Below are 25,189 nucleotides of genomic sequence, written 5' to 3' on the forward strand. Positions count from 1 at the left end.
TCTGATCGTCATTTTCCAAGCTGTTCGAGCACTGCGAACCAGAGCGTAAGCGGCTCTTTGGCAGAGCCCGGTTCAAACGGCTTCTGGCGAACGGCGGTGTGCACCATCACGAGCTTCGAGGCCGGATCGATCAGGATCATCTGGCCGCGGATGCCCATCAGAAGAAATCTCCGCTGCTCGCCGGGGAGGAGCCACACTTGATAGCCGTAGCCGAAATATGGAGTGGCTGTTCCCGGAGCGAGATAGCCATCGGTCGGCTTCACCGTCGTGGCATCCAGCAGCCACTGCCGCGGAATCAATTGGCGTCCTTCCCACGCGCCGTCATGCGCAAGCAGCCGGCCCAGGCGCGCGTAGTCGCGCAAGGTCGCGTTGAAGCAGCAGAAGGTAATCTCTTGCCCGGTGCCATCGACGGCCCATGACGCGTCGGCTTCGGCGCCGATGGCGTCCCAGATCCTGTCGTGGAGATAGTCGGCAACGGGCACACCGGTGACGGACCGCAACACCAGACCGAGAATCTCGGTCTCGACGCTGGCGTAGTGCCATTTGGTTCCCGGCGGAGCGGCGCGCGTATTGAACTGTGCGACGCTGGCCGCAGGATCCTTTCCGGACTCACCGAACAGGCCGCGCGCGAGCTGCGCCACATCGTCGTGCCCATCGTAAACTTCCGAGAACGCTACGCCGGACGCCATGTGCAGGAGGTCCCGGATAGACGTCTTTCCATACTCCGTCTCAGCGAGGCCGGGAACATAGGTCGAGGCGGTGTCGTCGATCGACTTGATCTTGCCTTCGGAGACGGCGATGCCGATCAGCATCGCCGTGATCGTCTTGGCCATGGACTGCGAGAGAAAACGGTCGCGGTCGTTGCGCGCGTATTGATAGTGCTCGTAGAGGATGGTGTCGTCCTTGGCGATCAAGAGCCCCGTCACCGGGTTGCGTTTGAGATAGTCGGCGATCGAGAGCCGTTCCGGTCCGAAACTGTAGGTGATCGATGGCTCCGGGGCCCGTTTGAACTGCCAGGGTATTGTCGCGCGTCGTACCAGGCGTGATGGAAACATTTCGCCGAAATGGCTGTAGGTCCCGACAAGGTTTTCAAGCTGGCTGGCGGTCGCCCGTGTGCCGACCGGATAGCCCGCCGCGGCGCCGTAGGCGGCCGCATCGGGGCCGCTGTCCGAGAACACCGGCCCCGGCCCAGCCGCGCCGCCATTACCCGGTGCGCTCACCGCCCCTTGCGCGTATGCCGATGGTGCCCATCCAGCCGCCACCAGAAGGAACGGCAACGAAAGTGAACGTAAACGATGCGGCATATTCAGCGCTCCGAATGCTGCCAAGGTCGACATCAAAATCCTTTTCACCTGAACTCTCCCGATACGACCTGCCTTTGCCCACCCTGCGATTCCCTAAAGCATCGCGAACGCGCTCGAGACCATCGCCACCGGCTTGTTGTCGGTGGCGGACAGTAGCGTGACGCGGCCAAAACTCATGGTGCGGCCGAGGCGGACCACGCGCGCATCGGCCAGCACGTCGGAGCCTGCGACCGCGCGCATGAAATGCGTGGTCTGGTCGACCGTCGTCATCGGACGATAGCCGCGGTTGGCGGCGAGGTTGGCGATCACCATCGAAGTATCGGCGAAGGCCATCAGCGCCTGGCCCGAGACGGTGCCGCCATTGCGGCACAGCCGCTCCGAGAACGGCAGCCGCAGGATCGCGCCCGGCTGCCAGTCGGCGGCTTCTCCGGATGGCGCAAAGTCAAAGCGCTCGATCGAGAGATTGAGATCCATCACCCAGGGCGCAAAGACCTCGCCGAGCACCCGCCTGGCTTCCGAGATGCCGAATTCCGTCGCTTGTGGCTGTTGCTGCATGAACGCCCGTTTCCTCGCCTGACATTTGTTGCAGGCCGTATTGTAGTGACCCTTGCGGCGAAGGGAACACTGGCGGCGGGCCACAAATACGGCATGAAAGCCTGCCAGTTCAGCCGCCTTGCCGCGTCGAACCAAAGGCTGGGGCCGTCCTGCTTGGCGAGACGCTTGAGCCGGTGGTATCCTTCCCGGAAACGCAGAGTCAGCGTCGCATAAGGAGAGCGTCATGAGAATGCTGAGCGCGGCCGCGGTGGTGGTGTTGTTGACGGCGCCGGCCTACGCGCAGACCCCCAATATCAACCTGATGCCGGAGTTCCAGTCCAAAACGCCGGAGGAGAAGGAGCAGGATGCGATCAAGGACAAAGCCTATAAGGATTCCTTGAGGAAGATTCCCGACGCCAAGGCCTCTTCCGACCCCTGGGGCACCGTGCGCAGCACCGATGCGCCCAAAGCCGCAGCGGCGCCTGCCAAGAAGAGCAAGACCGGCAGCAACAGCCAGTAGCTTCTCGCCAAAGCGGCGAGTGGGATTCGTTCGCCGCCACGCCTATATTCGACCTGTCGTCCTGTGTCTGGAGTTACGACATGGTCTTTCGTCCGCGCGATCTCGCGAGCCGGATGGCCGGCCGGCGCAAGCCGGGCGACGGCTATCTGCGCGAGACTTTTACGCTGCCGCGCGACGAGGCCAGGGCGAGGGCGCGCGACTTTCTCAACCGCTATCCCAAGGCGGCCTATATGAGCTCGGTCGAGAGCTGGCGTGAACTGCCGGATGGCGACATCGAATTCACGATGCGCCGGCTTGCCAGTGCGGACTAGACCAGCATCGGTCCTGAATCAGGACCGATGCTGGATTCTTGTTTGACGCGTTTTCTTGACGCGAACCGGTACCCAGTTCGCTTGAAAGCGCTGCGGGGCTCCCACGAATTCATCAACTGTTTGATTTTTGCCGAATTCCGATAACCCGGTATTCAGGTATTCCGCCTTAGGATTTCCCGCGCAGGGAGAAATCATGGCGAGAAACCGCAAAGACCTTGGTGCCCGCAAGTTCGTCCGGGTCGACTTGCGCAAGCCGGGATTCCTGATTCCAGCGCCGGATGCGCCATGGATCCAGTGCTACATCCTCGACATTTCCGAGAACGGCGCCTGCCTGGATGTGGGCGACCTCGCTGTTCCCAAGATGTTCGGCCTTTCCCTCACGGCGGGCGGCGAGGTGCGCCGGGTATGCTCGTTGATCTGGCGCAGGGGCGAGATGGTCGGCGTCCGATTCATCTCCGCCCGGGAGCTGCGAAAGGGCGCTGCTCCGGTCGGTTAAACGGGTACCGCTTCCAAAAAGGCGGACGCCTGAATTAGCGCGCTTCCTGATCGGGGTCCTGCAGCGTCTCCGCAACCAGGCGAATCCGGAATACCGGTTTCCTGGCTTCATCCAGCAATTCGATCTGCCACTTGGCGTTTTCGGAGAGTCCCCGGGAAATGTCCGCGATCATGTCCCCGCAAACGCCGGTCATTTCCTTCCAGGCGGCGTTATGATCGGCAAACTCCGCGCCATCATTGTTGACGCATGCATCCTCGCCATGTCGAACGCTGAAGAAGAAGACCGGCATGGCAATGGACCAGAGATAAAATGGGCCGCCGTTGACCCTGCGAATGCCTAAAGTATCGGCGGAGTGGATTCCTGGCGCGTGGAAAGATCAACTCCGGGTTTTTACGGGCCCATGCCCGTTGCCAAGCATATAAAGCGTCGCATTATAAAGTCGCAAGGTTTTGTAATCGTTGGAGATTGTTCCGATGGGGGTTGGCCGGAGCTTCGCAGCGAAGCGGGTTATTCCCGTTCAGCCTTTTTCAGCTCCCGATCGATCCGAAGCTGGACCCGCCGGATCGCAAGCAGATTGAGCCTGGCTTCGGTCTTGCCCGTGATGACCTTGTCGCCGATGCGGAATTGCCATTTCCAAATGCCCGGAGCGACTGCCGTCAAGGTGAATTCAACACCCTTGTAGATCATACAAAAAATCCCGCCGAGGCCCCAACTGCTCTGAAATCCAGACTTAATGCTTGAAATTGCGGGTAGCAACAAGTGCAACTAGGAAATGCAACCATATGAGACTTGATCGGGCGCCGGCTGGACGCCTGCGAAGGCGCGGAAAGGGCCGGGAATAACCCGCACGGACCTCAATCAGGACGTCAGTTGGCGCGCGCGCTTATCCGCGCTGTATAGGCGTTCCAAACCCCGCACGCGCGTTTGAATTCCCCCGCCGGCCCCGCTTTGCCCCGGCTGAAAAGCGCTGCGCCGCGCAAGCGGAGTATGGTCGCTTGGCGGCGCAGGCCTAATCCCCGAGTGATGCAATGTCCCAGGCAAGATTTTGTCTGGACGGTATGAGAAAGGTTCAATGCCCCGAGACGAATTTGCGCATTTTGCATGCTGAAACGGGGCCTTGCGGCAGACGTATCTGCTCGGGAGGGCGGGGTGGTCCTCCAGATTTTCCCCGCCGTCGGCGACCTCGCTGCATAGCCCCATGCGGCGGGGTCGTTTGGCTGCGCGGGGCCGGCGCCTATTCCTGGCGCGTTGGATAAGGCTGCCTTGGCGGCATATGGGGTCTCGATGGCGCATCCGGCCGGACCGGTTGCGGCACCCGCGAGGGCTCCGGAGCCCGGCTGAGGCTCAACAGCCACGCGAGGAGACGGGCGCCATGCATCGGCAGGGCGGGTTCGTGGGTCATGGCATTCTGTATGTGCATGCCGCAAGACATAGCGTGCGCGTCTTGACGGTCGGTTCAGATGAAACTGCAAGCACGCCTAAAATTGTAAGCGACGTCGCCCGCGGCTTGTTTTGCTGATCGACCGATAAAAAACGTTGAGGCCGCCGGTTCGGCGGCCTCATCGCGAGAGCTAGCTTTCCGGCTGCTCTACATCAGGCGGCCGGGGGCTGGCGTCCGGCGCCTCTTCACTCCTGGCCGAAAGGTCGGCGGCCTTGTCGAGAAATCCCGCGGCGACATCCGGATCCGTGGTGGCCATTGCAAACTTCAAAAAGGTTGCCGCTTGTTCCGTCAGATATTTTTTACCCGGCACAATCTGGTTCCCCGTTACTACCCGTTACGCTCCATCGCTCCCGATGCAATTACGCACCGCAGCGGATTCCGTTCCGGGGGAACCGTACAAAAGTGAACTTAAGGCGAGCGCTGAGATTGGGCGTTGGTCATGTTTCGCGCCAGGCGCTGAAGGTCGGGCATCGGACCGATAGCGGAAGGGGAATTTGAAAGAGGCCGCCAACGGAGGCGGCCGTTTGGCTAATTAGGAGCGGCGAACTTATCGAGGGGAATCTGCAATTTTGCAGCCCGCTCCTCGCGATCCCTTTTTAGAAATTCCCGTTCGCGATGCTCGAAAGCGATGAGTTCCTTTTCGGCCGCCTGTAGAAAGCGGTCGCGTGGTGTGATTGCCAATTGAGTGTGTCCCGTCATCACGCAGCCCTACGATTGCCCGGTGCCCTTACACGATATCCAACTGTTGGAATCGGCGAAAGGTTCGATGCCGTAAAATTACGGATTTATGACGGCGACTGAGGCGGCCTTATTCGTCGATCTCTCGGAGCTGCCGTTCCATGTCGGCAATTAGTTCCTTGATACGCCTGGGCCGTATCAGGCTCTGTGGCGATCTGCCGGGCGAACCTCGGTATCGCAGAATCTTCATTTCGAGTACGACGTGCTCGCTTTTCGACTGCACGGCCCGGCAATTCGGTCAAAGCACGCGTTTTGCTAAATTTGTAACGGGGGTCGGCCTAGCCAGCGGCTCTACTTTTTTCGTGCTTAGACGCTAAGGAAACATTCCGGGAACGCGGCCTAACTAGGACACTCCCCAAATTAACTTAGGACACCACAGGTTAAATCAGGCCAGTATTCCCCAATTCAAAAAGAACATATTGCGAACATAGAACAAACATGGTACAAGATTGCCATAGGCCATCGAATCCAAAACCTGCCACCGCCCGTTTGTCCCGCTCGCGAATCCCCGCCATAAGGAGCACGTACTATGTCCGCCACTGCCCTGCGTATCGTCGAAGGATCCTCCATGGATAAGACCAAGGCCCTGTCCGCCGCGCTCTCCCAGATCGAGCGCCAGTTCGGCAAGGGGTCGGTGATGAAGCTGGGCAAGAACGACCGCTCGATGGATATCGAGACCATTTCCTCGGGCTCGCTCGGACTCGATATCGCGCTGGGCGTCGGCGGCCTGCCGAGGGGACGTGTGGTCGAAATCTACGGGCCGGAATCGTCGGGCAAGACCACGCTGGCGCTGCACACGGTGGCGGAAGGGCAGAAGAAGGGCGGCATCTGCGCCTTCATCGATGCCGAACACGCGCTCGATCCGGTCTATGCGCGCAAGCTCGGCGTCAACATCGACGAGCTCCTGATCTCGCAGCCCGACACCGGCGAGCAGGCGCTGGAAATCTGCGACACGCTGGTGCGTTCGGGCGCGGTCGACGTGCTGGTGGTCGACTCCGTTGCAGCGCTGGTGCCGAAGGCCGAACTCGAGGGCGAGATGGGCGATGCGCTGCCCGGCCTGCAGGCGCGGCTGATGAGCCAGGCGCTGCGCAAGCTCACCGCCTCGATCAACAAGTCCAACACCATGGTGATCTTCATCAACCAGATCCGCATGAAGATCGGGGTGATGTACGGCTCGCCGGAAACCACCACCGGCGGCAACGCGCTGAAATTTTACGCCTCCGTCCGCCTCGACATCCGCCGCATCGGCGCGATCAAGGAGCGCGACGAAGTCGTCGGCAACACCACCCGCGTCAAGGTGGTGAAGAACAAGCTGGCGCCGCCCTTCAAGCAGGTCGAGTTCGACATCATGTATGGCGAGGGCGTTTCCAAGATGGGTGAAATCCTCGACCTCGGCGTCAAGGCCGGCATCGTCGAAAAGTCCGGCGCCTGGTTCTCCTATGACAGCCAGCGGCTGGGCCAGGGCCGCGAGAACTCAAAAGCCTTCCTCAAGGCCAATCCGGACATGGTCGCCAAGATCGAGACGGCGATCCGCCAGAACTCCGGCCTGATCGCCGAACAGATCCTCGCCGGCCCCGCCGAGCGCGACGCCGACGGCGAGGAGCCGGCGGGCGACGAATAAGCTTCAGAAACGCTTCAGGGGTTAAGGCCTGAAACGTGACGGACGGGTGTTGTAGACGTTGAGTTGCCGACGTCTTCAGCGCCCGTTTTGTTTTTGCCCGCCGCAAATTTACGCTGTCATTCCGGGGCGCATCGAAGATGCGAACCCGGAATCTCGAGATTCCGGGTTCGCGCTAAGGCGCGCCCCGGAACGACGGCCTTTCGGCCGTCACTCCGCGGCCTGCGCGTAGTCCGCCACCGGCGGGCACGAGCACACCAGGTTGCGGTCGCCATAGACATTGTCGACGCGCCCGACCGGGCTCCAATATTTATCGGTCCGCGAGACGCCGTCGGGGAAGCAGCCCTCGGCGCGGCTATAGGCGCGGCTCCACGCATCGTCGGCGATGTCGTGCACGGTGTGCGGGGCGTGGCGCAGCGGCGAGGCCTCGACCTTCCAGCGGCCCTTTTCGATCTCGGCGATCTCGTTGCGGATCGCGATCATGGCATCACAGAAGCGATCCAGCTCCGTCTTGGATTCCGATTCGGTCGGCTCGATCATCAGCGTGCCCGGCACCGGAAAGCTCATGGTCGGCGCGTGGAAGCCGTAGTCGATCAGCCGTTTTGCGATGTCGTCGACGGTGACGCCGCTGGTCGCCTTCAAAGGACGGGGATCGATGATGCACTCATGCGCGACGCGGCCTTTTGCGTTTTTGTAGAGTACAGGGAAATGCGGATCGAGCCGGCTTGCGATGTAATTGGCGTTGAGGATCGCTATCTCGGTGGCGCGCGTCAGGCCTTCGCCCGACATCATCAGGATGTAGATGTAGGAGATGGTCAGGATCGACGCCGAGCCGAACGGCGCCGCCGACACCGGTCCGACGGAAGCCGGCGCCGCGCCGTCGGTTGCGGGATGTCCGGGGAGATAGGGCGCAAGATGCGCTCTTACGCCGATCGGCCCCATGCCCGGGCCGCCGCCGCCATGCGGGATGCAGAAGGTCTTGTGCAGATTGAGGTGGGAGACGTCGGCGCCGTAATCGCCGGGCCGCGACAGACCAACCTGCGCGTTCATGTTGGCGCCGTCGAGATAGACCTGTCCGCCATGGCTGTGAACGATGTCGCAGATGTCGCGGATGTGCTCCTCGAACACGCCATGCGTCGAGGGATAGGTGATCATCACGGCGGCGAGGTTTTTGGAATGCTTCTCCGCCTTGGCGCGGAGATCGTCGACGTCGACGTCGCCTCTGATGTCACAGGCGGTCACCACCACCTCCATGCCGACCATGCTGGCGGAGGCCGGATTGGTGCCATGCGCGGAGGAGGGGATCAGGCACACCTTGCGGTGCGGCTCGCCGCGGGCCGCATGATAGGCGCGGATCGCGAGCAATCCTGCATATTCGCCCTGTGCGCCGGAATTCGGCTGCAGCGAGATCGCATCATAGCCTGTTATGTCGCACAGCGCTTTCTCAAGCCGTCTGAACAACACATGATAGCCCTTGGCCTGCTCGGATGGCGCGAACGGATGCAGACTGCCGAACTCAGGCCACGTCAATGGAATCATCTCCGTGGTCGCGTTCAGCTTCATGGTGCAGGAGCCGAGCGGGATCATCGCGCGGTCGAGCGCGAGGTCGCGATCGCTGAGCTTGCGCATGTAGCGCAGCAGTTCGGTCTCGGAGCGGTGCGCGTGGAAGACCGGATGGGTGAGGAAGGCGCTGTCGCGCTTCAGTTCCGCCGGCAGCGTCTCGCGCGCGCTGACCTCGATAGCGGCATAGGACAGTTTGCCGCCGAACGCGCGCCACACCGCTTCGACGGTCGCTTGTGTCGTGGTCTCGTCCAGCGCGATGCCCAGCCGGCCTTCACCGATGCGCAGATTGATTGCTTCAGCATGCGCCCGGACGACGATCTCGCCCTGTCTGGCGCCCACATCCACCGTTACGGTGTCGAAGAACGTCTCGCTCTTCAATGCAAAGCCAAGCTTGCGCAAGCCCGCCGCCAACACCGCGGCGCGGCGATGCACGGTGCACGCGATATGCGTCAGCCCTTCGGGGCCGTGATAGACCGCATACATCGACGCGATCACCGCCAGCAGCACCTGTGCGGTGCAGATGTTGGAAGTGGCCTTTTCGCGGCGGATATGCTGCTCGCGGGTCTGCAGCGCCAGCCGATAGGCCGGCTGTCCCCTCGAATCCACCGACAGGCCGACGATGCGGCCGGGCAGCGAGCGCTTTAGCGCGTCACGCACCGACATGTAGGCCGCGTGCGGTCCGCCATAGCCCATCGGCACGCCAAAACGCTGCGCCGAACCGATGGCGATATCAGCGCCGAGTTCGCCGGGCGAGGCGATCAGCGTCAGCGCCAGCAGGTCGGCGGCGATGACGGCCAGCGCCCCCTTGGCGTGCAGCGCCGATATCGCCGGCCTGAGGTCGCGCACCGCGCCCGATGTTCCCGGATATTGCAGCAAGCCGCCAAAAATTTCCGCGTGCTCGAGATCGGTGAGGGGATCGCCGACGATCAAATTCCAGCCCAGCGGCTCCGCGCGGGTGCGCAGCACCGCGAGCGTCTGCGGATGCACTTCCGCGTCGACGAAGAACGATTTTGATTTCGCCTGCGCGGCGCGCTCGGCCAGCGCCATCGCCTCGGCCGCGGCGGTTGCTTCATCGAGCAGAGAGGCGTTGGCGACGTCGAGCCCGGTGAGGTCGCAGATCATGGTCTGGAAATTGAACAGCGCCTCCAGCCGGCCCTGGCTGATTTCGGGCTGATACGGCGTATAGGCCGTGTACCAGGCCGGGTTCTCCAGAAGGTTGCGCTGGATCACCGCGGGCAGGATGGTGCCGGAATAGCCCTGGCCAATCAGCGAGGTGAACACTTCGTTCTGCGCGGCGAGCTCGCGCATATGCGCCAGCGTCTCGGTTTCGCTCAACGCACGCCCGAGATCGAGCGGCGCCTTCTGCCGGATCGAGGACGGCAGCGTCTGGCTCATCAGCTCGCCGAGGCTTTTTGCGCCGACGCTGTTCAGCATCGCGCTGATGTCGCGGGGCGAGGGGCCGATATGCCGGCGCACGAAATCGGTGGCGGCTTCGGTGGTGGTTTTGAGCGGCGCGTTCATGGGTCTTTCCTCGTTATTTCGTCGTCATGCCCGGCACTCCTCGTCATGCCCCGCGAAGGCGGGGCATCCAGTACGCCGTGACGTCAGCGATTGAATCGAGAAGCCGCGGCGTACTGGATCGTCCGCCTTCGCGGACGATGACAGTGAGTGTGGGGTTGCAAAATGCTTCATTCCTTAAGCCGTATGTGCCTTGTACGCGGCCTCATCCATCAGGCCGCCGAGTTCGCTCTTGTCCGCGATTCTGAGCTTGAAGAACCAGGCCTTGCCGTCGGCGTCGGAATTCACCAGCGCGGGTTCGGCGGCGAGCGCCTCGTTGACTTCGAGCACCTCGCCCGAGATCGGCGCGTAGACGTCGGAGGCGGCCTTCACCGATTCGACCACGGCGGCGGCTTCGGCCTTCTTCAGCGCGCGGCCGACTTTTGGCAGTTCGACGAACACGACGTCGCCGAGTTGCGACTGTGCGTAGTCGGTGACCCCGATGGTGGCGACGTCGCCCTCGATGCGGAGCCATTCGTGGTCTGATGTGAACAACGTCGTCATGAAACGTCCTCTGGTGATCTAGCGTTTATAGGTATTGGGAACGAAGGGCATGGAAGCGACCTGCAGCGGCAGGCGCTGGCCGCGCACTTCCGCAAAAACCTGCGCGCCGTTGGTGGACAGCGATGTCGGCAGATAGCCCATCGCGACCGGTGCGTTGAGGCTTGGGCCGAATCCACCCGAGGTGACCTTGCCGATCGGCTCGCTTGAGGCCGCATCCGAAAACAGCGGCGCGCCTTCGCGCACCGGCGCGCGGCCTTCCGGCCTCAACCCGACGCGGCGGCGCGACGCGCCTTTTTCGAATTGCGAGAGGATTTTTTCAGCACCGGGGAATCCACCCGCCCGCGCGCCGCCAGTGCGGCGGCTCTTCTGCACCGACCATTCCAGCGCGCCCTCGACCGGCGTCGTCGTGGTATCGATGTCATGGCCATAGAGGCAGAGCCCGGCCTCCAGCCGCAGGCTGTCGCGCGCGCCGAGACCAATCGGCAGCACGTCGGGATTATCCAGCAGAGCCGCGACCAGCGTCTCGGCCTGAGCGGCCGGAACCGAAATCTCAAAGCCGTCCTCGCCGGTATAGCCGGAGCGCGAGACGAAGCAGTCGAAGCCGGCGACCTTGCGCGGCCCGGTATCCATGAAGCGCATTGCTGAGGCGTCTGCACAAAGTTTCGCCAGCACCGATTCCGCTTTCGGCCCCTGCAGTGCGATCAGGCCGCGATCAGCCAGCGAATCGATGATGCAGGTATCAGCGAGATGCGCCCGCAGATGCGCCTCGTCCTCGGCCTTGCAGGCGGCGTTGACGACCAGAAACAAATGGTCGCCGAAATTCGCCACCATCAGGTCGTCGAGGAGGCCGCCGTCATTATTGGTGAACTGCGCGTAGCGCTGCCGCCCCGGCGCAACCGCCACGATGTCCTGCGGCACCAACCGCTCCAGCGCCAGCGCCGCATCCTCGACCCGGCCTGATCTGGGACGCAGCGCGAACTGGCCCATATGCGAGACGTCGAACAGCCCGGCGCTCGCGCGCGTATGCAGATGCTCCTTGAGGACGCCCGCCGGGTATTGCACCGGCATCTCGTAGCCCGCGAAGGGAACCATCTTGCCGCCGCGCGCCACATGGAGCGCGTGCAACGGGGTGCGTTTTAAGGGAGATTCGTCGCGTGCCAGCATCCGTCAGGCCCTCATGGGTTCCGGGGACCACCCCCGAAAAACCCAAAGAAAGCCCCATCTGTCGCTGTGCCTGAGAGTATTATCCCGTCGGCGGACGCCCTGGGCCAAAGCGGCCCGGCGTCTCTTTCCAGATGCTATTTCGTCACGCGGTCCGTTTGCCTGAGAGTTTCCGGGGCGGTTGCTCCTTCGGCGCCGGCGCTTAAGCCGATCTCTCCCGACGTGACGTCTTACAGATAAGAGGGAAACACAGGCCTGCCAAGCCTGTCAACGCAGCCGCAGCATTATCAACGGGATGTGCGCGCCCATCTTGTGTGCTGCGGCAAGCCTATGATCCGCCTGCACAGTTTCTGGACACCGCAGGCCGCCTTGTCTAAAAGCGTTGCGCCGGAAGGTTGAAGGCTGGTTGCCGCCTGACCCGGCCCCATTTCCGATTGGATGAACATGAGCGGCGTCAACGAGATCAGGTCGAAATTCTTGGATTTCTTTGCGGAGAACGGCCACGAGATCGTGCCGTCGTCGCCGCTCGTGCCGCGCAACGACCCGACCCTGATGTTCACCAACGCCGGCATGGTGCAGTTCAAGAACGTCTTCACCGGCATCGAGAAGCGGCCCTACCAGCGCGCCACCACCTCGCAGAAATGCGTGCGCGCCGGCGGCAAGCATAACGACCTCGACAATGTCGGCTACACCGCGCGCCATCTCACCTTCTTCGAGATGCTCGGCAATTTCTCCTTCGGCGACTACTTCAAGGAGCGTGCGATCGAGCTTGCCTGGAAGCTGATCACAAAGGAGTTCGGGCTCAAGAAGGACAAGCTGCTCGTCACCGTCTACCACGACGACGATGAGGCGGCCGGCCACTGGAAGAAGATCGCCGGCTTTTCGGACGACCGCATCATCCGCATCGCGACCTCGGACAATTTCTGGGCGATGGGGGACACAGGCCCCTGCGGCCCGTGCTCGGAGATCTTCATCGACCGCGGCGAGCACATCTGGGGTGGGCCTCCGGGCAGCCCGGAAGAGGACGGTGATCGCTTCCTCGAATTCTGGAACCTCGTCTTCATGCAGTTCGAGCAGGTGACGAAGGAGCAGCGCCAGCCGCTGCCGCGCCCCTCGATCGACACCGGCCTGGGGCTGGAGCGCATGGCCTGCATCCTGCAGGGCGTCGAGAGCGTATTCGAAACCGATCTTTTCCGTAACCTGATCGACGCTACCGCTTCCGCGCTCGGACACGGACCGCAGGAGCAGACCGTGGCATCGTTCCGCGTCATCGCGGACCATTTGCGTTCCTCGGCCTTCCTCGTCGCCGACGGCGTGCTGCCGTCGAACGAAGGCCGTGGCTATGTGCTGCGCCGGATCATGCGCCGCGCGATGCGTCACGCGCAATTGCTCGGCGCCAGCGAGCCGCTGATGCATCGTCTGGTCTGGGCACTGGTGCGCGAGATGGGCCAGGCCTATCCGGACTTGATGCGCGCCGAAAAGCTGATCGAGGAAACGCTGCGGCTGGAAGAAACCCGCTTCCGCAAAACGCTGTCGCGCGGCCTTGCCATCCTCGACGAAAAAAGCGTTGGCCTGAAGAAAGGCGACATGTTCGACGGCGACACCGCGTTCACGCTGTACGACACTTACGGCTTCCCGCTCGACCTCACGCAGGACGCGCTGAAGTCGCGCGGCATCAGCGTCGATCAGGCGTCGTTTACCGATGCGATGGAAAAGCAGAAAGCCAAGGCGCGCGCGTCATGGTCGGGAAGCGGCGATGCCGCCACCGAGAACATCTGGTTCCCGCTGCGTGAAAAACTCGGCGCCACCGAATTCCTCGGCTATGACACCGAGAGCGCCGAAGGCGTGGTGACCGCGCTGGTCAGGGACGGCAAGGAAGCCGACAGCCTGAGGACGGGCGAGAGTGGCTCTATCGTGCTGAACCAGACGCCGTTCTATGCGGAGTCCGGCGGTCAGGTCGGCGATACCGGCCTCTTGACCGGCGAGGGCGTCAAGTTCCGCGTCACGGACACGCAGAAGAAGGCCGGCGATCTCTTCGTGCACATCGGCACGGTGGAGCAGGGCACGCTGAAGATCGGCACTCCGTTGCAGCTCGAAGTCGATCACAGCAGGCGTTCATCTATCCGCGCCCATCACTCGGCGACGCATTTGTTGCATGAGGCGCTGCGGCAGGTGCTCGGCGACCACATCGCCCAGCGCGGCTCGCTGGTGGCGCCGGATCGCCTGCGCTTCGACTTCGTGCACCCGAAGCCGATCACGGCGGAAGAACTGGCTCGTGTGGAGGACATCGCCAACGAGGTCGTGCTCGAAAACGACGAGGTGACGACGCGGCTGATGGCGGTCGACGACGCCCGCGAAGCCGGCGCGCGTGCGCTGTTCGGCGAAAAATACGGCGACGAGGTCCGCGTGGTCTCGATGGGCAAGCAGGACCGCGCGCATGGGCAGAACGCGCTCGGCTGGTCGGTCGAACTGTGCGGCGGCACCCATGTGCGCCGCACCGGCGATATCGGGCTGATTACCGTGACGGGCGAAAGCGCTGTCGCCTCCGGCGTGCGGCGCATCGAGGCGCTGACCGGGCGTCATGCGCGCAAGCACGCCAATGACACGATGGCGATCGCGAAGACCGCGGCATCCGAGCTTCGCACGACGGTCGACGACATGCCGGCACGCATCGCGGCCTTGATGGAAGAACGCAAGAAGCTCGAGCGCGATCTGTCGGATGCGCGCAAGAAGCTCGCGATGGGCGGCGGCGCGACCAATGGCGGGGCGGCAGCCGGCGGTGTGCGTGAGGCCGGCGGCGTCAAGCTGCTGGCCCGTGCGGTCGAGGGTGTCGAGACCAAGGACCTCAAGAGCCTGGTCGACGACGGCAAGAAGCAGATCGGCTCCGGCGTGGTCGCGATCGTCGGCGTCACCGAAGATGGCAAGGCCGGCATCGTCGTCGGCGTCACCGCCGATCTCACGGCGCGCTTCAACGCGGTCGAACTGGTGCGCAAGGGCTCGGAAGCGCTCGGCGGCAAGGGCGGCGGCGGCCGGCCCGACATGGCCCAAGCCGGCGGACCCGACGGTGCCAACGCCAGCGCGGCGCTCTCGGCGATCGAACAGGCGATGGCTGGCGCTTAGGCGCAGACCAGCCAGGGCGTCGGCGCGCTTCCGTTATCTGAAGTCAGGCTGTCTCCCAGAGAAGCCGCTGGACGGACGATCGGTAGTTGAGATGCCTTGAGTGGCGCCGGGAGGCGGAGTAGGGCCGGAGAACCAATTCCCCCAACCTTCCTCGCTTGCTCGGTGGCAGGCGTCCGGGTCGCCGCGGTAGCCATGGCGCTCGCATTCTGTCACCTCGCCTCGCTCGGCCAAGGTACCAATTGTCCGCCTTGCAGGCTGCGATCGGCGGGGCGAGTGGCGGCGAGGGGCAGCTTGCGTTGCTGAGGCTTGGTCGCGGTCTCGAACCTTCTTGGCGCCTTCCTGCGGGCCAGCCTGTGCCCGTGCGTTCCTTGCCGCCTCCCAAGCGTGAAATTGCTGGAATAGTGCTTCCTTGTCGGCCTCTGACTGAATGTTGGCAGCGGCTGGGTTCTCTTGCAGGAATGCCTCAAAGCGTCGCTTTACCGGTTCGACGCCGTGTTTGTCGAGCCATTGCTGCGCGAGCGGCAGGCGATCCCAGCCGGCAAGTGGTGCCGCCAGGGAAACCTCCTTCCACTTGGGATGAAAGGGCGGGTTCTGCAAAGTGGCGAATTTCGTGAAGAAGGCATCAACAAACAGAGCAAGCTTGCGACTGCGTTCAGTGTCGGGTGCCCAATTGTACGCTGCAAGCACCGACGGCACTGCGATTGTATCCACCGTCTCCCCGTCGGGAATCAGGCTCGGATAGTCCTTTGACGTCAGCGTCGCCGGCAGATAATCGCTCTGCAGGGCCTTGGAATAGTCCACCGCAGCGAGATGAAAGCGTCCGTCATTGTTGAAGGTCGTGACAGACACATACGGCTTACCGCCAACCACGATGACGGCGTCGAGCTCGCCCTTCTTCAATTTTTCCATTGCGATCCGCTGCTCGATATAGACGAAGTTCGCCTTGATCCCGAGCCGCTCGAAAACTGTCAGTGCCGTCACAAACGTGCCGCCATTGGGCAGGTCGACGCTCACCGTCTTGCCTTCGAGATCGTTCAGACTCTTGATGGTCTTTGGTGCAATGACCTGCATCTCCTCATGGTAGAGCTTGGTCACATAGGTGAACTGCTTCTTGATGCCGTTGGCGAAGCCCTTCTTCTCGAGGTAGTCGAGCGTGTCGGCGCGCACGATGCCGAGATCGACGCCCTTCAGGAAAAGAATGTCGGCGACGCTCTGCACCGAACCTCGACCGATGATCGGCAGGACGCGCAGGTTACCGTCGTCGTCGAGCACGGAAGCGAGGTCGGCACCGAACTGCACATAGGTGCCGCCGATCGTACCGGTAAGCAGCGTGACCGTATTGGCGTTCAGCGCCTTCTTGGTCGAGACCGAGCCGAATTTGAAGATCGCCTTCAGGCTGTCGCTGACTTTGGCGGGGTTATAGTCGATCGGTTCAGCATGGGCCGCAACGCCGGAAGCTATCATGACCATCGCGGCAAACATTCTAAGGTACTGAGGCACGGTATCCTCCAAATGTGTAGTAGAGACTAGTTCTGAAATTGAGTGAGACGCTGTTGCGCGGCGGCCGAGCCAAAGCTGGCGGCCTTGCGGTACCATTCGCGCGCCATCACGGGGTCGGGTGTGATGCTTCGCGTATCGCGCACGCCGAGCACAGCCGGATCATAGGTCTGTGCCAGCAGGAAAGCCGCAGTTGCGTCCTGTGCATTGGCGGCACGTTCAAGCAGCAATCGCGCCGCGGCGATGTCGCCGCGCGTCAGCATGCTCTTGGCGCGTGTCATCAGGGCTGCCAATGTTTCGGCATCGAGCGTTTTCGACGGCGCGGCGGCTTCATTCCCTGCACGTGCGGCCGCGACCTGACCCTGCGGGACTGGGTCTGATACGCGAGCGGGATCTTCCAGCAGTACTTGGCGCACAGCGGGCTGGTTCGAGGCGCCCTGCGTCGCTGATTGATCCGCTGATTGATCCCTGGACGCGCCGCCCGTGGGTGCTCTTGCTTTGTCGATAAGATAGCGCGTGACATCGGAGTTGAAGACAAGGGCGCGCGTGACATCGGAATTAATTACCGCGGCCAGGATCACGAACGCCAAAACCGCCAGTCCACCAGCCACCACCCGCGTCAGGATGCTTGTCCGTTGGCTTGCCACAAAAGGCGCAAATTCCTGCGGGGCAGGCTCTCTCTGGAGACCGGACAGAAACAATGGAATGGGATCATCCGTTGACGGCCCGGACGTGTAGGATGCGGGCTGCGAATCCCCTCGCGGTTCGTCGAACACCAGGGCATTCGAACCCTGCGACGGGCAATGTGTCGTCCGCTCCATGGCGCTCATGCTTCCCTCACTAAACGCAACGCAGGGGAGCCCCCCGGCGCTAAAGCGCCGGTCCATTCACACACGGAGGTGCCAGGAAAACCTGGCATATGCACCATAACCTCCCAGACTGTTGATCGTTCCTGAGCAGACGGCCTGACGGCGGCGCGCTCGCAGCTGCGAAAGGCCTTCGCTATTCCCAAGGCAGGTTGCCGCACGTAAGCAGCGCTACCTCGCGCGCGCCTTCCCGAAACTCCACGTCGTGCCGTCAACGTACAGCTTGGGCGAGCGGATCGACGTCGTAGACAGGCCGGCGCGTGGCTCACAGACTTCGCGATCGCCGGCGCTGTTGCCGCGATTGCAATGGCTGACGCCACATTCATTCGTCACGCTGCAGCCTAATTCGTGGTGCTCCTGTAGGGAATCCACGTTGATCGAACGCTCGATGGCGCCGCGGACCTTGCGGGCATCATTTGGTAGCGGCATCCCCGTAGACGACCCGATCGCTGGACTTACACGACAGCCGACTTTTGGCGTTCAGGCGAGAGGTGACAGCATGACCTTGTGGATGATGAAGCGATCTCTATTTGCGTCGATCGCCTTTGGCGCTTCGGTCTGCCTGGCCTCAGCGCAGGACGCCAAGGTTTCAGTCGAAATGATCGGAATAGGGAGCATGAGTTGCGCTCACTGGCGGTCCACGGAAGAGCACCGACTGGAGGGCACGGTCTGGATTCACGGTTTCTGGACAGGACTCAATTACGTTGCCGCAGCGAGCGACCAAACACAGCCGAAGACCAGTATGTCGTCGATCGTGGCGGAAGTCGAAAAGGCATGCGCCCGGAAAGCATCCCAGACGTTAGCCAGTGCCGTATGGACGACGTATCTTGGGGCCAAGCGGTAGGGACGCCGATTGTCCGGGCGTCTCATCTGGGCAGTGCCGCTTTCGTCATTTCTGACTCTTTTGCGGGAACCTGGAGGCGCGGGACAAGTTGGCAGTTGAGCCTCGATGCCCAGAGGGAAACGATGATCCGCCCGATATGCGCCGCCTTGGCGCTCACCTGCCTGTCTGCACAGGCATTCGCCGAAACCTGTGTTGCTTCTCACTATGGCTATGGCGGAGGCCGAACCGCATCGGGCGAGCGGATGAATCCAAACGCGATGACCGCGGCGCATCGCGCCAGACCATTCGGCTCTCAGGTCACAGTCACTTCGCATTCGACCGGGCGAAGCGTCACCGTTCGGATAAATGATCGTGGTCCGTTCGTGAAGGGGCGGTGCATCGACCTATCCACGGGGGCCGCCCGTGCGCTTGGCATCGGCGGGACTGCGATGGTCTCCCTTCGCTGAGGTGAAGTTACGGAGCTCGCCGTTCAGCCCTTGCGCAGGAACACGTAGTCCGCGGAGTAGGGCGCGTTGCGCCAGGTGCCCGCCTTGTCGCAGTCGCCCTCGAGTTTGCCACCCGCCGTGTTGATCCGCTGCACTGTGGTGACGCCGGAGAGGATGCCGGTGCCGCGCCCCGACGTTACCATAAGCTTCAGCCAGGGGATATCGTTCGCTGTGGCGCCAGGTGCGTTGCCGACGGCCTTGCCGACGACGGCGCTGGAGTCGATGTGTTCCCAGTTCGGCCCCGCATAGTGCCGGCCGACGGTCTTGCCATCGAGCAGCAAGGTCGCGATCGGCTCGCGGAATGCCCAGGCCAGTTTGCCGTCGCTGGCAGCCTTGCATTCGTAGACCTGCGCGCCCTCGGCGTGGAGTGTGAGCACGATCGTCTCGCCGGGCGCCGCGATGGCGTCGGGAAGCGGTGTCTGTGCGGAGACGCTCAAAACTGACGCCGATGACAAGAGCAGAGCGAGCGCGGCATTCCGGACAATCGGCATCATAAAATCCATGGTGTTGGCCCCGAGAGACCAACACCATTACCAGCCAATTATGCCGTCGCCTTGACGAGGTTCTCCGAAACCTACGGATGGCAGCGTCGTATCAGCCCTTGCGCAGGAACACGTAATCCGCCGAGTAGGGGACGCTTTCATAGGTGCCTGCCTTGTAGCAGGCGCCATTGAGCTTTCCACCGACCGTGTTGATCCGTTGCACTGTCGTCACCGGACCGAGAACACCGCTGCCGCGCCGGGAAGCCACTGCGAGCTTCAGCCAGGGAATATCCATCGCGACCGCGCCTGGGGCGGTGCCGACGACCTGGCCGACCACTGCGCTGCCGTCGCTGTACTCCCAGTTCGGTCCGGCATAATGCCGGCCGACCGTCTTGCCGTCCGACAAAAGCGTCGCGATCGGTTCGCGAAACGCCCAGGCGAGCGTGCCGTCGGCGCCGGTCTTGCATTCGTAGACCTGCGCGCCTTCGGCATGCAGCGTGAGAACAGCGGTTTCACCCGGAGCTGCGATAGCCTCGGGAATTGCTGTCTGGGCGGTCGCGTTGACGAGCGACCCGATGAGAAAGATGGCAGTGAGTACGGCGTTCTTGGGGAACGACACGGTATAGCTCCGTTGTTGTTATTGTCGTCGTCACGAGCAGCAAAGCGACGACGCAATCCATCGACTCGGGGGTCTATGGATTGCTTCGCGGAGCCTGTCATCGGGCGGCGCTTCGCGCCGACCCGTTGGCTCGCAATGACGAGGGTAGGTCTTCGCGAAAGTCGGCTTTAAGCCGCCATCGCCTTGGCGAGGTTGTCCGAGACCTTGTCGAGGAAGCCGGTCGTGGACAGCCAGCGCTGGTCGGCGCCGACCAGGAGCGCGAGGTCCTTGGTCATGTAGCCTTCCTCGACGGTCGCGACGCAGACCTTTTCCAGCGTCTCGGCGAACTTTGCGAGCTGCGGGTTGTTGTCGAGCTTGGCGCGGTGCGCGAGGCCACGGGTCCAGGCGAAGATCGACGCGATCGAATTGGTCGAGGTCTCCTTGCCCTTCTGGTGCTCGCGGTAGTGGCGGGTCACCGTGCCGTGGGCGGCTTCGGCTTCCACCGTCTTGCCGTCGGGCGTCAGCAGCACCGAGGTCATCAGGCCGAGCGAGCCGTAGCCCTGAGCGACCGTATCCGACTGCACGTCACCGTCGTAGTTCTTGCAGGCCCAGACGTAGCCGCCGGACCATTTCAGCGCGGAGGCGACCATGTCGTCGATCAAACGATGTTCGTAGGTCAGCCGCTTGGCCTCGAATTCCTTCTTGAACTCGCGGTCGTAGATGTCCTGGAAGATGTCCTTGAAGCGGCCGTCATAGACTTTCAGAATCGTGTTCTTGGTCGAGAGGTAGACCGGATAGCCGCGCAGCAGGCCGTAGTTCAGCGAGGCGCGGGCGAAGTCGATGATGGAATCGTCGAGATTGTACATTCCCATTGCGACGCCGGCATCGGGGGACTTGAACACTTCCCTCTCGATCACGGTGCCGTCTGCGCCGACGAACTTCATCGACAGGGTGCCTGCGCCGGGGAACTTGAAGTCGGTGGCGCGGTACTGGTCGCCATAGGCGTGACGGCCGATGATGATCGGCTTGGTCCAGCCGGGGACGAGGCGCGGCACGTTCTTGCAGATGATCGGCTCGCGGAAGATCACGCCGCCGAGGATGTTGCGGATGGTGCCGTTCGGCGACTTCCACATTTCCTTCAGGCCGAATTCCTTCACCCGGGCTTCATCGGGGGTGATGGTGGCGCATTTGACGCCGACACCGACCTTCTTGATGGCGTTGGCGGCGTCGACCGTGACCTGGTCGTTGGTCTGGTCGCGGTACTCCATTCCGAGGTCAAAATACAAAAGCTCGACATCCAGGAACGGGGTGATCAGCTTGTCCTTGATGTACTGCCAGATGATCCGGGTCATCTCGTCGCCATCGAGTTCGACGACGGGGTTGGTCACCTTGATTTTTGCCATGATGGAGGGGGCCTTTTCTCGGAAAACCGCGCGTTTGGGCGGCGTGGAGTGATTATACGCGGCCTATAGCACTGCAGACCGGCTGGCGGAAGCCAAGCCGTTATGCAGTTTCAGCCCATCTTTTAGGTAAGAACGCCTTAAGGTCAGAACGCCGCCTGGGTCGCCGTCCCCGCCACCACGTACCAGGTGACGAACAGGCCGCAGATCAGGGCGCCGGGCAGGCTGGAGCCGGTCCTTCGCCAGGTGAAGGTCGCGATCACGGCGCAGATCGCCAGGAGCGGCACGAACTGGATGGCGACGATGGTGGACAGCGGCACGAAACCGGGGTCGGGCAGCGGGTTGAACAGCTTTCCGCCGAGCCAGAGGATGGCGTATTGCCCGCCCACCAGCACGATGAAGCCCAGCGTCAGTGCGAGGACATTGGTCAGATAGAGCGCCCCGCGGGGCGCGGCCATGGTCGAGAAATTGCGGTGCAGGACATGCAGCGCAATCACGAAAAAAGCCGTGAACGGCACGAGATAGATCAGGAAGATCAAAAACTGCTTCGCGCTCATCAATTTGAGCGCGACGATCCAGAACCTGAAGTCGATCTTGAAGGCGAGATCGGCAAGCCACAGCGCCGCATAGCCGATCGCGACGGACGCGATCGCGATCACGACCGATGGGGCGACGATGCCGGACCGGCTGGCGCGCTTGGGTGCAAACCGCATCAGGGCCAGCGTGATCAGGCCGTTGATGACGGCCCAGACCAGGATCTGGTTGGTAATGCCCTGCGGCAGGAAGGCGGAGGGCTTTACGAACGTGCCGCCCAGCGCAAACGCCGGATAATAGGTCAGCGCCGGGATGAAGGCCGACAGGATGAAGGCGGTGGTCCAGCGGCGGCCGCTCGCGGCGGTGTGCTCCGGCATGGTGCCGTCGGCAATCTCAGGCAGCCGCAGGCGGGAATACATCGGCGCCTCCAGCAGCGCGTCGAAGGCGCCGATCAAGAGCGCCACAAAGCCGAGCAGCGCGATCAGCGTGCCGATCTCCTTGCGAAACCAGATCTGGTCATCAACCGGGCGGGGCGTGCCGCCCTGCAGGGTTTTTGCGAACCAGTCGAGGCTGTAGCCGATGGCCTCATGCGAAATGTGTTCGGCCGGATGGGTGATGGCGGGGGTGTAGAGCACCCGCGCCGTTCCCTGCGCGATGTCGCCATAGACCTTGCCCGGCTCGACCGGCCCTTGCGTGCCGAATAGGGCCCACAGTTTCGGGCTCTGGGTGACGTCGCGGGCGAGGTCGACGCCCCACATCAGGGTCGAGAATTCCTCATATTGGGCGAACACCAGCGCTACGTTGCGCGGCCAACTGGTCGTGCCCTCGGCGGCAAACGGCTTGCCGGTCGAGGAGCCCTCCAGCACCATCGATTTGTAGTCGTTGGGCGCAGCGGTGGCCGCGGCCAGCACGGTCCAGCCGCCCATCGAGTGGCCTTCGAGGCCGATATTGGTCTTATCGACGAATTCGAGGCTGCGCAGATAGGCCAGCCCATCGGGGCCGCCGAAGCCGTTGGCGAAGGCGGGCGGGTCGCTATAGCCGTGGCCGGTCTGGTCGAGGGCGAGGACCACATAGCCGCGGCGGCCGAACTCGATGGCAAAGCCGTCCTGGGTCTCGCGCGAATTGATGTAGCCGTGGACGGCGAGGATGCCGGGGGCGGGAATCTGCGGCGTGGCGTTCGGCGGGATGTAGAGCAGCCCGCTCATCGTGTTGCCCTTGGCACCCTGGAAGCGGACGTCCTGGATGCGGATGCCGCCTGCGGTCTGGGTGAAATGGGCGAGCAGGCCGCCCGCCAAGATCAGGACCACGCCCAGTATCGCCAACGACCACCTGCCGCGCATGGACGCCTCCCCTTTGATTCCCTCGCCGTTGAACCGGCTTTCGGGCTGGTTTGCAGCTTCGCTTTGTTTGTGATTGTTAGCCTATCCGAAAGTCTAACGCGCGCAAGCGGCGGGCGGGATCAAGCTTCTTTGAGGCTTTGACCGAGCGTTCGGAGAGGATACTAAGCCGCACAGCAGGCTTGCGAATTCCACCCGCCATCCGAAATGGGCGATGCTTGCGATCTTGAATCGTCCGCGCGCTTCGCACGCCGATTCAAATCTTCAGAGGTCGAATCAGCTCCAGAAGTTGAAGCAGAAAGTGAACTTGCGAATGTCCGGTTCGGGCACCGATAAAACCAAGTCTGGTTGGGACTTAGCCGGACCCGTTGTGATCCTCGTCGAGCCGCAGCTCGGCGAGAATATCGGCATGGCCGCGCGGGCGATGGGCAATTTTGCGTTGTCCCGTCTAAGAATCGTCAATCCGCGCGACGGCTGGCCGAACATCGCCGCACAGCGGGCGGCGGCCGGCGCCGACCAGATTCTGGAACAGGCCCAGTTGTTCGACACGGTCGAGCAGGCGGTCGCCGACCTGACCTTGCTGTTCGCCACCACCGCCCGTGCCCATGACCAGGCCAAGCCGGTGGTCGCCCCGGTGGAAGCGGCGGCCGAGATCGTGGCCCATGTCGGCGGAGGTGGCGGGGCCGGTATCCTGTTTGGCCGCGAGCGCTACGGCCTTCAGAACGAGGAGGTCGCGCTCGCCAACCGGATCATCACCTTCCCGGTCAACCCGGGCTTTGCTTCGCTGAACCTGGCGCAGGCAGTACTGCTGATCGGCTACGAATGGTTCAAGCTGTCGACCGGCGGTGACCTCCCGTTCGCGATGCCCGAGCGTTCCGAGCCGGCCTCGCAGCACCAGATGCAGGCGTTCTTCGACAATCTGGTGCGGGAACTCGACAAGGTCGAATTCCTGCGCCCGCGCGAGAAGCGCGAGACCATGCTGGTCAACCTGCGCAACATCTTCACCCGGATGGATCCGACCAAGCAGGACATGCACACCCTGCACGGCGTGGTGATGGCGATCGCGGAAGGCCGCAAGGGGCCAGCCAAGGGCGGAGTGCTCGACGGCGAACAGGCCACAAGGCTCCGCGCGCTGCTGGCCGAGCACGGGCAGGGGCCGGCGGTGCCCGGCGACAGCTCGACCGTTCGCGGGCTCGCGCGGCTTCTGCGACGAAATCCGACCGATGCCGAACGGATCCTGTGGCAGGCGCTGACCCGCGACCGCCGCTTCGCCGGGCAATTCAAGCGCCAGACGCCGGTGGGGCGTCACATCCCGGATTTCGTCTCCTTCGTCCATCGGCTGGCGATCGAGCTGGTCAACGCCAACGAGTCGGAGGCGATCGTCGCCGACCGCGATGGCCGCAAGACCTGGCTGGAAGCGCGCGACTACCGCGTCATCGAGATGCGCGTCGGCGATGTCGAGCGCGATCTGGCGACGGAACTTGGGCGGCTCGAGGCGAAGCTGCTCGCGCGCAGCTAGGCGGCCTGTCGGGCAGGCCGGCGCTGTCCCCGCGAGCACAAAGGGGATAAGCTTACCCTGCAGTCCAATCGAATACGCGAACGGGAGGTGTGCGATGGCTACATCCGACTGGCGTCTCGAAGGCGAATGGATCAAGAACTGCAACTGCGCGTTTGGCTGTCCGTGCGATTTCAATGCCCTGCCGACCCAAGGCTATTGCAAGGGCGCGGTCGGCATGCGGATTACCAAGGGACATTTCGAGAAGACCAAACTCGATGGGCTCGTCTTCGCGGCTACCGTCCATTTCCCCGGGGCACTGCATGAGGGCAATGGCCAGCTGCAGCCGATCATCGACGAGCGCGCCACGGCCGAGCAGCGCGAAGCGCTGTTCAACATCATGTCGGGCAAGAACTCCGCCGAAGGCACGCTATTCCAGATCCTCAGCCTGATCGTGACGAAAATGCATGATCCGTTGTTCGTGCCGATCGAGTTCGAATTCGACAAGAACGGGCGCGTTGCGCGTATGGTGGCCAAGGGCGTGCTGGAGACCGAGGTCGAGCCGATCAAGAATCCGGTGACGGGCGAACCTCACCGCATCCAGGTCGTGATGCCCGAGGGCTTCGAGCACAGGGCGGCCGAGGTTGCCTCGTCCAACATCCGCTCGACCGGCGCCATAAAATTCGAAACCAAGGGCACGCATAGTTCGCTCGCCAATGTCGTCCAGACGCCCGAGGGCGTTGCGGCCTAGCGCTGCGGCCTAATCTCAACGCGCCCAGTAGCG

The 25,189-nt window shown here is 62.8% G+C and carries 23 protein-coding genes, 1 pseudogene and 2 riboswitches; of the genes and pseudogenes, 9 read left to right on the plus strand and 15 right to left on the minus strand.

What is annotated here, in order from left to right:
* Nucleotides 1-8 precede the first annotated feature (8 nt).
* Together V1283_RS05570 and V1283_RS05575 are read right to left on the minus strand one after the other, a co-directional pair.
* Entirely contained in the window at nucleotides 9-1,220 is a 1,212-nt protein-coding gene (locus V1283_RS05570) for a serine hydrolase domain-containing protein (protein ID WP_334385449.1), read from the minus strand.
* A 177-nt stretch (nucleotides 1,221-1,397) separates the two neighbouring features.
* On the minus strand, nucleotides 1,398-1,859 hold the full coding sequence (locus V1283_RS05575) for a PaaI family thioesterase (RefSeq protein ID WP_334385450.1): 462 nt from the start codon (nucleotides 1,857-1,859) through the stop codon (nucleotides 1,398-1,400).
* 223 nt (nucleotides 1,860-2,082) lie between these two features.
* Between V1283_RS05575 and V1283_RS05580 the strand changes: the two genes are divergently transcribed.
* The 3 genes from V1283_RS05580 to V1283_RS05590 all read left to right on the plus strand — a co-directional run bounded on the left by V1283_RS05580 (nucleotide 2,083) and on the right by V1283_RS05590 (nucleotide 3,165).
* Nucleotides 2,083-2,358, plus strand: coding sequence for a hypothetical protein (locus V1283_RS05580; RefSeq protein WP_334385451.1), 276 nt, complete (start codon nucleotides 2,083-2,085; stop codon nucleotides 2,356-2,358).
* Between the two features lie 80 nt (nucleotides 2,359-2,438).
* Complete coding sequence (locus V1283_RS05585; RefSeq protein WP_334385452.1) at nucleotides 2,439-2,669, plus strand: hypothetical protein; 231 nt, start codon at nucleotides 2,439-2,441, stop codon at nucleotides 2,667-2,669.
* 193 nt (nucleotides 2,670-2,862) lie between these two features.
* Entirely contained in the window at nucleotides 2,863-3,165 is a 303-nt protein-coding gene (locus V1283_RS05590; RefSeq protein WP_334385453.1) for a PilZ domain-containing protein, read from the plus strand.
* A 34-nt stretch (nucleotides 3,166-3,199) separates the two neighbouring features.
* On the opposite strand, the gene V1283_RS05595 is transcribed toward V1283_RS05590, so the two are convergent.
* The 4 genes from V1283_RS05595 to V1283_RS05610 form a co-directional block, all read right to left on the minus strand.
* Nucleotides 3,200-3,454, minus strand: a complete 255-nt coding sequence (locus V1283_RS05595; protein WP_334385454.1) for a DUF6894 family protein — start codon at nucleotides 3,452-3,454, stop codon at nucleotides 3,200-3,202.
* Between the two features lie 218 nt (nucleotides 3,455-3,672).
* Complete coding sequence (locus V1283_RS05600) at nucleotides 3,673-3,852, minus strand: hypothetical protein (RefSeq protein WP_334385455.1); 180 nt, start codon at nucleotides 3,850-3,852, stop codon at nucleotides 3,673-3,675.
* Between the two features lie 884 nt (nucleotides 3,853-4,736).
* On the minus strand, nucleotides 4,737-4,862 hold the full coding sequence (locus V1283_RS05605; protein ID WP_334385456.1) for a hypothetical protein: 126 nt from the start codon (nucleotides 4,860-4,862) through the stop codon (nucleotides 4,737-4,739).
* Nucleotides 4,863-5,134: 272 nt separating this feature from the next.
* A complete protein-coding gene (locus V1283_RS05610) occupies nucleotides 5,135-5,305 on the minus strand; it encodes a hypothetical protein (protein ID WP_334385457.1) in 171 nt (56 codons plus the stop codon).
* Between the two features lie 568 nt (nucleotides 5,306-5,873).
* On the opposite strand from V1283_RS05610, the gene recA reads away from it, so the two are divergent.
* A complete protein-coding gene (recA, locus tag V1283_RS05615; RefSeq protein ID WP_334385458.1) occupies nucleotides 5,874-6,965 on the plus strand; it encodes a recombinase RecA in 1,092 nt (363 codons plus the stop codon).
* A 207-nt stretch (nucleotides 6,966-7,172) separates the two neighbouring features.
* Here recA and gcvP read toward each other — a convergent pair whose 3' ends face one another.
* The 3 genes from gcvP to gcvT all read right to left on the minus strand — a co-directional run bounded on the left by gcvP (nucleotide 7,173) and on the right by gcvT (nucleotide 11,750).
* Entirely contained in the window at nucleotides 7,173-10,046 is a 2,874-nt protein-coding gene (gene gcvP, locus V1283_RS05620) for an aminomethyl-transferring glycine dehydrogenase (RefSeq protein ID WP_334385459.1), read from the minus strand.
* Between the two features lie 174 nt (nucleotides 10,047-10,220).
* Nucleotides 10,221-10,586 carry a glycine cleavage system protein GcvH gene (gene gcvH / locus V1283_RS05625; protein WP_334385460.1) on the minus strand — a complete coding sequence of 122 codons (366 nt, stop codon included), beginning with the start codon at nucleotides 10,584-10,586 and terminating at the stop codon, nucleotides 10,221-10,223.
* 18 nt (nucleotides 10,587-10,604) lie between these two features.
* On the minus strand, nucleotides 10,605-11,750 hold the full coding sequence (gene gcvT / locus V1283_RS05630; protein WP_334385461.1) for a glycine cleavage system aminomethyltransferase GcvT: 1,146 nt from the start codon (nucleotides 11,748-11,750) through the stop codon (nucleotides 10,605-10,607).
* 55 nt (nucleotides 11,751-11,805) lie between these two features.
* Nucleotides 11,806-11,884: riboswitch (glycine riboswitch) on the minus strand.
* Between the two features lie 3 nt (nucleotides 11,885-11,887).
* Nucleotides 11,888-11,978: riboswitch (glycine riboswitch) on the minus strand.
* A 213-nt stretch (nucleotides 11,979-12,191) separates the two neighbouring features.
* Here gcvT and alaS point away from each other — a divergent pair.
* Nucleotides 12,192-14,867: an alanine--tRNA ligase gene (gene alaS / locus V1283_RS05635; RefSeq protein ID WP_334385462.1), complete on the plus strand. Its 2,676-nt coding sequence runs from the start codon at nucleotides 12,192-12,194 to the stop codon at nucleotides 14,865-14,867.
* Between the two features lie 345 nt (nucleotides 14,868-15,212).
* Here the strand turns inward: alaS and V1283_RS05640 are convergent.
* Together V1283_RS05640 and V1283_RS05645 are read right to left on the minus strand one after the other, a co-directional pair.
* Nucleotides 15,213-16,349 (minus strand): annotated as a pseudogene (locus V1283_RS05640) (TAXI family TRAP transporter solute-binding subunit); the annotation flags it as partial.
* Nucleotides 16,350-16,393: 44 nt separating this feature from the next.
* Complete coding sequence (locus V1283_RS05645; RefSeq protein ID WP_334385463.1) at nucleotides 16,394-17,194, minus strand: hypothetical protein; 801 nt, start codon at nucleotides 17,192-17,194, stop codon at nucleotides 16,394-16,396.
* 409 nt (nucleotides 17,195-17,603) lie between these two features.
* On the opposite strand from V1283_RS05645, the gene V1283_RS05650 reads away from it, so the two are divergent.
* Nucleotides 17,604-18,074 (plus strand): hypothetical protein, encoded by a 471-nt coding sequence (locus V1283_RS05650; RefSeq protein WP_334385464.1) that lies wholly within the window; start codon nucleotides 17,604-17,606, stop codon nucleotides 18,072-18,074.
* A gap of 122 nt (nucleotides 18,075-18,196) precedes the next feature.
* Nucleotides 18,197-18,520 (plus strand): septal ring lytic transglycosylase RlpA family protein, encoded by a 324-nt coding sequence (locus tag V1283_RS05655; protein WP_334392960.1) that lies wholly within the window; start codon nucleotides 18,197-18,199, stop codon nucleotides 18,518-18,520.
* 23 nt (nucleotides 18,521-18,543) lie between these two features.
* Here V1283_RS05655 and V1283_RS05660 read toward each other — a convergent pair whose 3' ends face one another.
* The 4 genes from V1283_RS05660 to V1283_RS05675 form a co-directional block, all read right to left on the minus strand.
* Complete coding sequence (locus V1283_RS05660) at nucleotides 18,544-19,050, minus strand: DUF3455 domain-containing protein (protein WP_334385465.1); 507 nt, start codon at nucleotides 19,048-19,050, stop codon at nucleotides 18,544-18,546.
* A 103-nt stretch (nucleotides 19,051-19,153) separates the two neighbouring features.
* Entirely contained in the window at nucleotides 19,154-19,627 is a 474-nt protein-coding gene (locus V1283_RS05665; protein ID WP_334392961.1) for a DUF3455 domain-containing protein, read from the minus strand.
* 200 nt (nucleotides 19,628-19,827) lie between these two features.
* Nucleotides 19,828-21,042: an NADP-dependent isocitrate dehydrogenase gene (locus V1283_RS05670; RefSeq protein WP_334385466.1), complete on the minus strand. Its 1,215-nt coding sequence runs from the start codon at nucleotides 21,040-21,042 to the stop codon at nucleotides 19,828-19,830.
* A 143-nt stretch (nucleotides 21,043-21,185) separates the two neighbouring features.
* Nucleotides 21,186-22,913 carry an alpha/beta hydrolase family protein gene (locus V1283_RS05675; RefSeq protein WP_334385467.1) on the minus strand — a complete coding sequence of 576 codons (1,728 nt, stop codon included), beginning with the start codon at nucleotides 22,911-22,913 and terminating at the stop codon, nucleotides 21,186-21,188.
* 310 nt (nucleotides 22,914-23,223) lie between these two features.
* On the opposite strand from V1283_RS05675, the gene V1283_RS05680 reads away from it, so the two are divergent.
* Entirely contained in the window at nucleotides 23,224-24,429 is a 1,206-nt protein-coding gene (locus V1283_RS05680; RefSeq protein WP_334392962.1) for a TrmJ/YjtD family RNA methyltransferase, read from the plus strand.
* A gap of 94 nt (nucleotides 24,430-24,523) precedes the next feature.
* Nucleotides 24,524-25,156 carry a DUF1326 domain-containing protein gene (locus V1283_RS05685; RefSeq protein ID WP_334385468.1) on the plus strand — a complete coding sequence of 211 codons (633 nt, stop codon included), beginning with the start codon at nucleotides 24,524-24,526 and terminating at the stop codon, nucleotides 25,154-25,156.
* Nucleotides 25,157-25,189 lie beyond the last annotated feature (33 nt).

Origin of the sequence: Bradyrhizobium sp. AZCC 2262 (assembly GCF_036924535.1) — a bacterium.
Classification (GTDB): Bacteria; Pseudomonadota; Alphaproteobacteria; order Rhizobiales; family Xanthobacteraceae; genus Bradyrhizobium.

Bases quoted from the DNA above. Each gene is read 5' to 3' on its own strand.
- V1283_RS05575 (WP_334385450.1), bottom strand. From the start codon at position 1,859: ATGCAGCAACAGCCACAAGCGACGGAATTCGGCATCTCGGAAGCCAGG.
- V1283_RS05580 (WP_334385451.1), top strand. From the start codon at position 2,083: ATGAGAATGCTGAGCGCGGCCGCGGTGGTGGTGTTGTTGACGGCGCCG.
- V1283_RS05585 (WP_334385452.1), top strand. From the start codon at position 2,439: ATGGTCTTTCGTCCGCGCGATCTCGCGAGCCGGATGGCCGGCCGGCGC.
- V1283_RS05590 (WP_334385453.1), top strand. From the start codon at position 2,863: ATGGCGAGAAACCGCAAAGACCTTGGTGCCCGCAAGTTCGTCCGGGTC.
- V1283_RS05595 (WP_334385454.1), bottom strand. From the start codon at position 3,454: ATGCCGGTCTTCTTCTTCAGCGTTCGACATGGCGAGGATGCATGCGTC.
- V1283_RS05600 (WP_334385455.1), bottom strand. From the start codon at position 3,852: ATGATCTACAAGGGTGTTGAATTCACCTTGACGGCAGTCGCTCCGGGC.
- V1283_RS05605 (WP_334385456.1), bottom strand. From the start codon at position 4,862: ATGGCCACCACGGATCCGGATGTCGCCGCGGGATTTCTCGACAAGGCC.
- V1283_RS05610 (WP_334385457.1), bottom strand. From the start codon at position 5,305: ATGACGGGACACACTCAATTGGCAATCACACCACGCGACCGCTTTCTA.
- recA (WP_334385458.1), top strand. From the start codon at position 5,874: ATGTCCGCCACTGCCCTGCGTATCGTCGAAGGATCCTCCATGGATAAG.
- gcvP (WP_334385459.1), bottom strand. From the start codon at position 10,046: ATGAACGCGCCGCTCAAAACCACCACCGAAGCCGCCACCGATTTCGTG.
- gcvH (WP_334385460.1), bottom strand. From the start codon at position 10,586: ATGACGACGTTGTTCACATCAGACCACGAATGGCTCCGCATCGAGGGC.
- gcvT (WP_334385461.1), bottom strand. From the start codon at position 11,750: ATGCTGGCACGCGACGAATCTCCCTTAAAACGCACCCCGTTGCACGCG.
- alaS (WP_334385462.1), top strand. From the start codon at position 12,192: ATGAGCGGCGTCAACGAGATCAGGTCGAAATTCTTGGATTTCTTTGCG.
- V1283_RS05645 (WP_334385463.1), bottom strand. From the start codon at position 17,194: ATGAGCGCCATGGAGCGGACGACACATTGCCCGTCGCAGGGTTCGAAT.
- V1283_RS05655 (WP_334392960.1), top strand. From the start codon at position 18,197: ATGATCCGCCCGATATGCGCCGCCTTGGCGCTCACCTGCCTGTCTGCA.
- V1283_RS05660 (WP_334385465.1), bottom strand. From the start codon at position 19,050: ATGCCGATTGTCCGGAATGCCGCGCTCGCTCTGCTCTTGTCATCGGCG.
- V1283_RS05670 (WP_334385466.1), bottom strand. From the start codon at position 21,042: ATGGCAAAAATCAAGGTGACCAACCCCGTCGTCGAACTCGATGGCGAC.
- V1283_RS05675 (WP_334385467.1), bottom strand. From the start codon at position 22,913: ATGCGCGGCAGGTGGTCGTTGGCGATACTGGGCGTGGTCCTGATCTTG.
- V1283_RS05680 (WP_334392962.1), top strand. From the start codon at position 23,224: ATGTCCGGTTCGGGCACCGATAAAACCAAGTCTGGTTGGGACTTAGCC.
- V1283_RS05685 (WP_334385468.1), top strand. From the start codon at position 24,524: ATGGCTACATCCGACTGGCGTCTCGAAGGCGAATGGATCAAGAACTGC.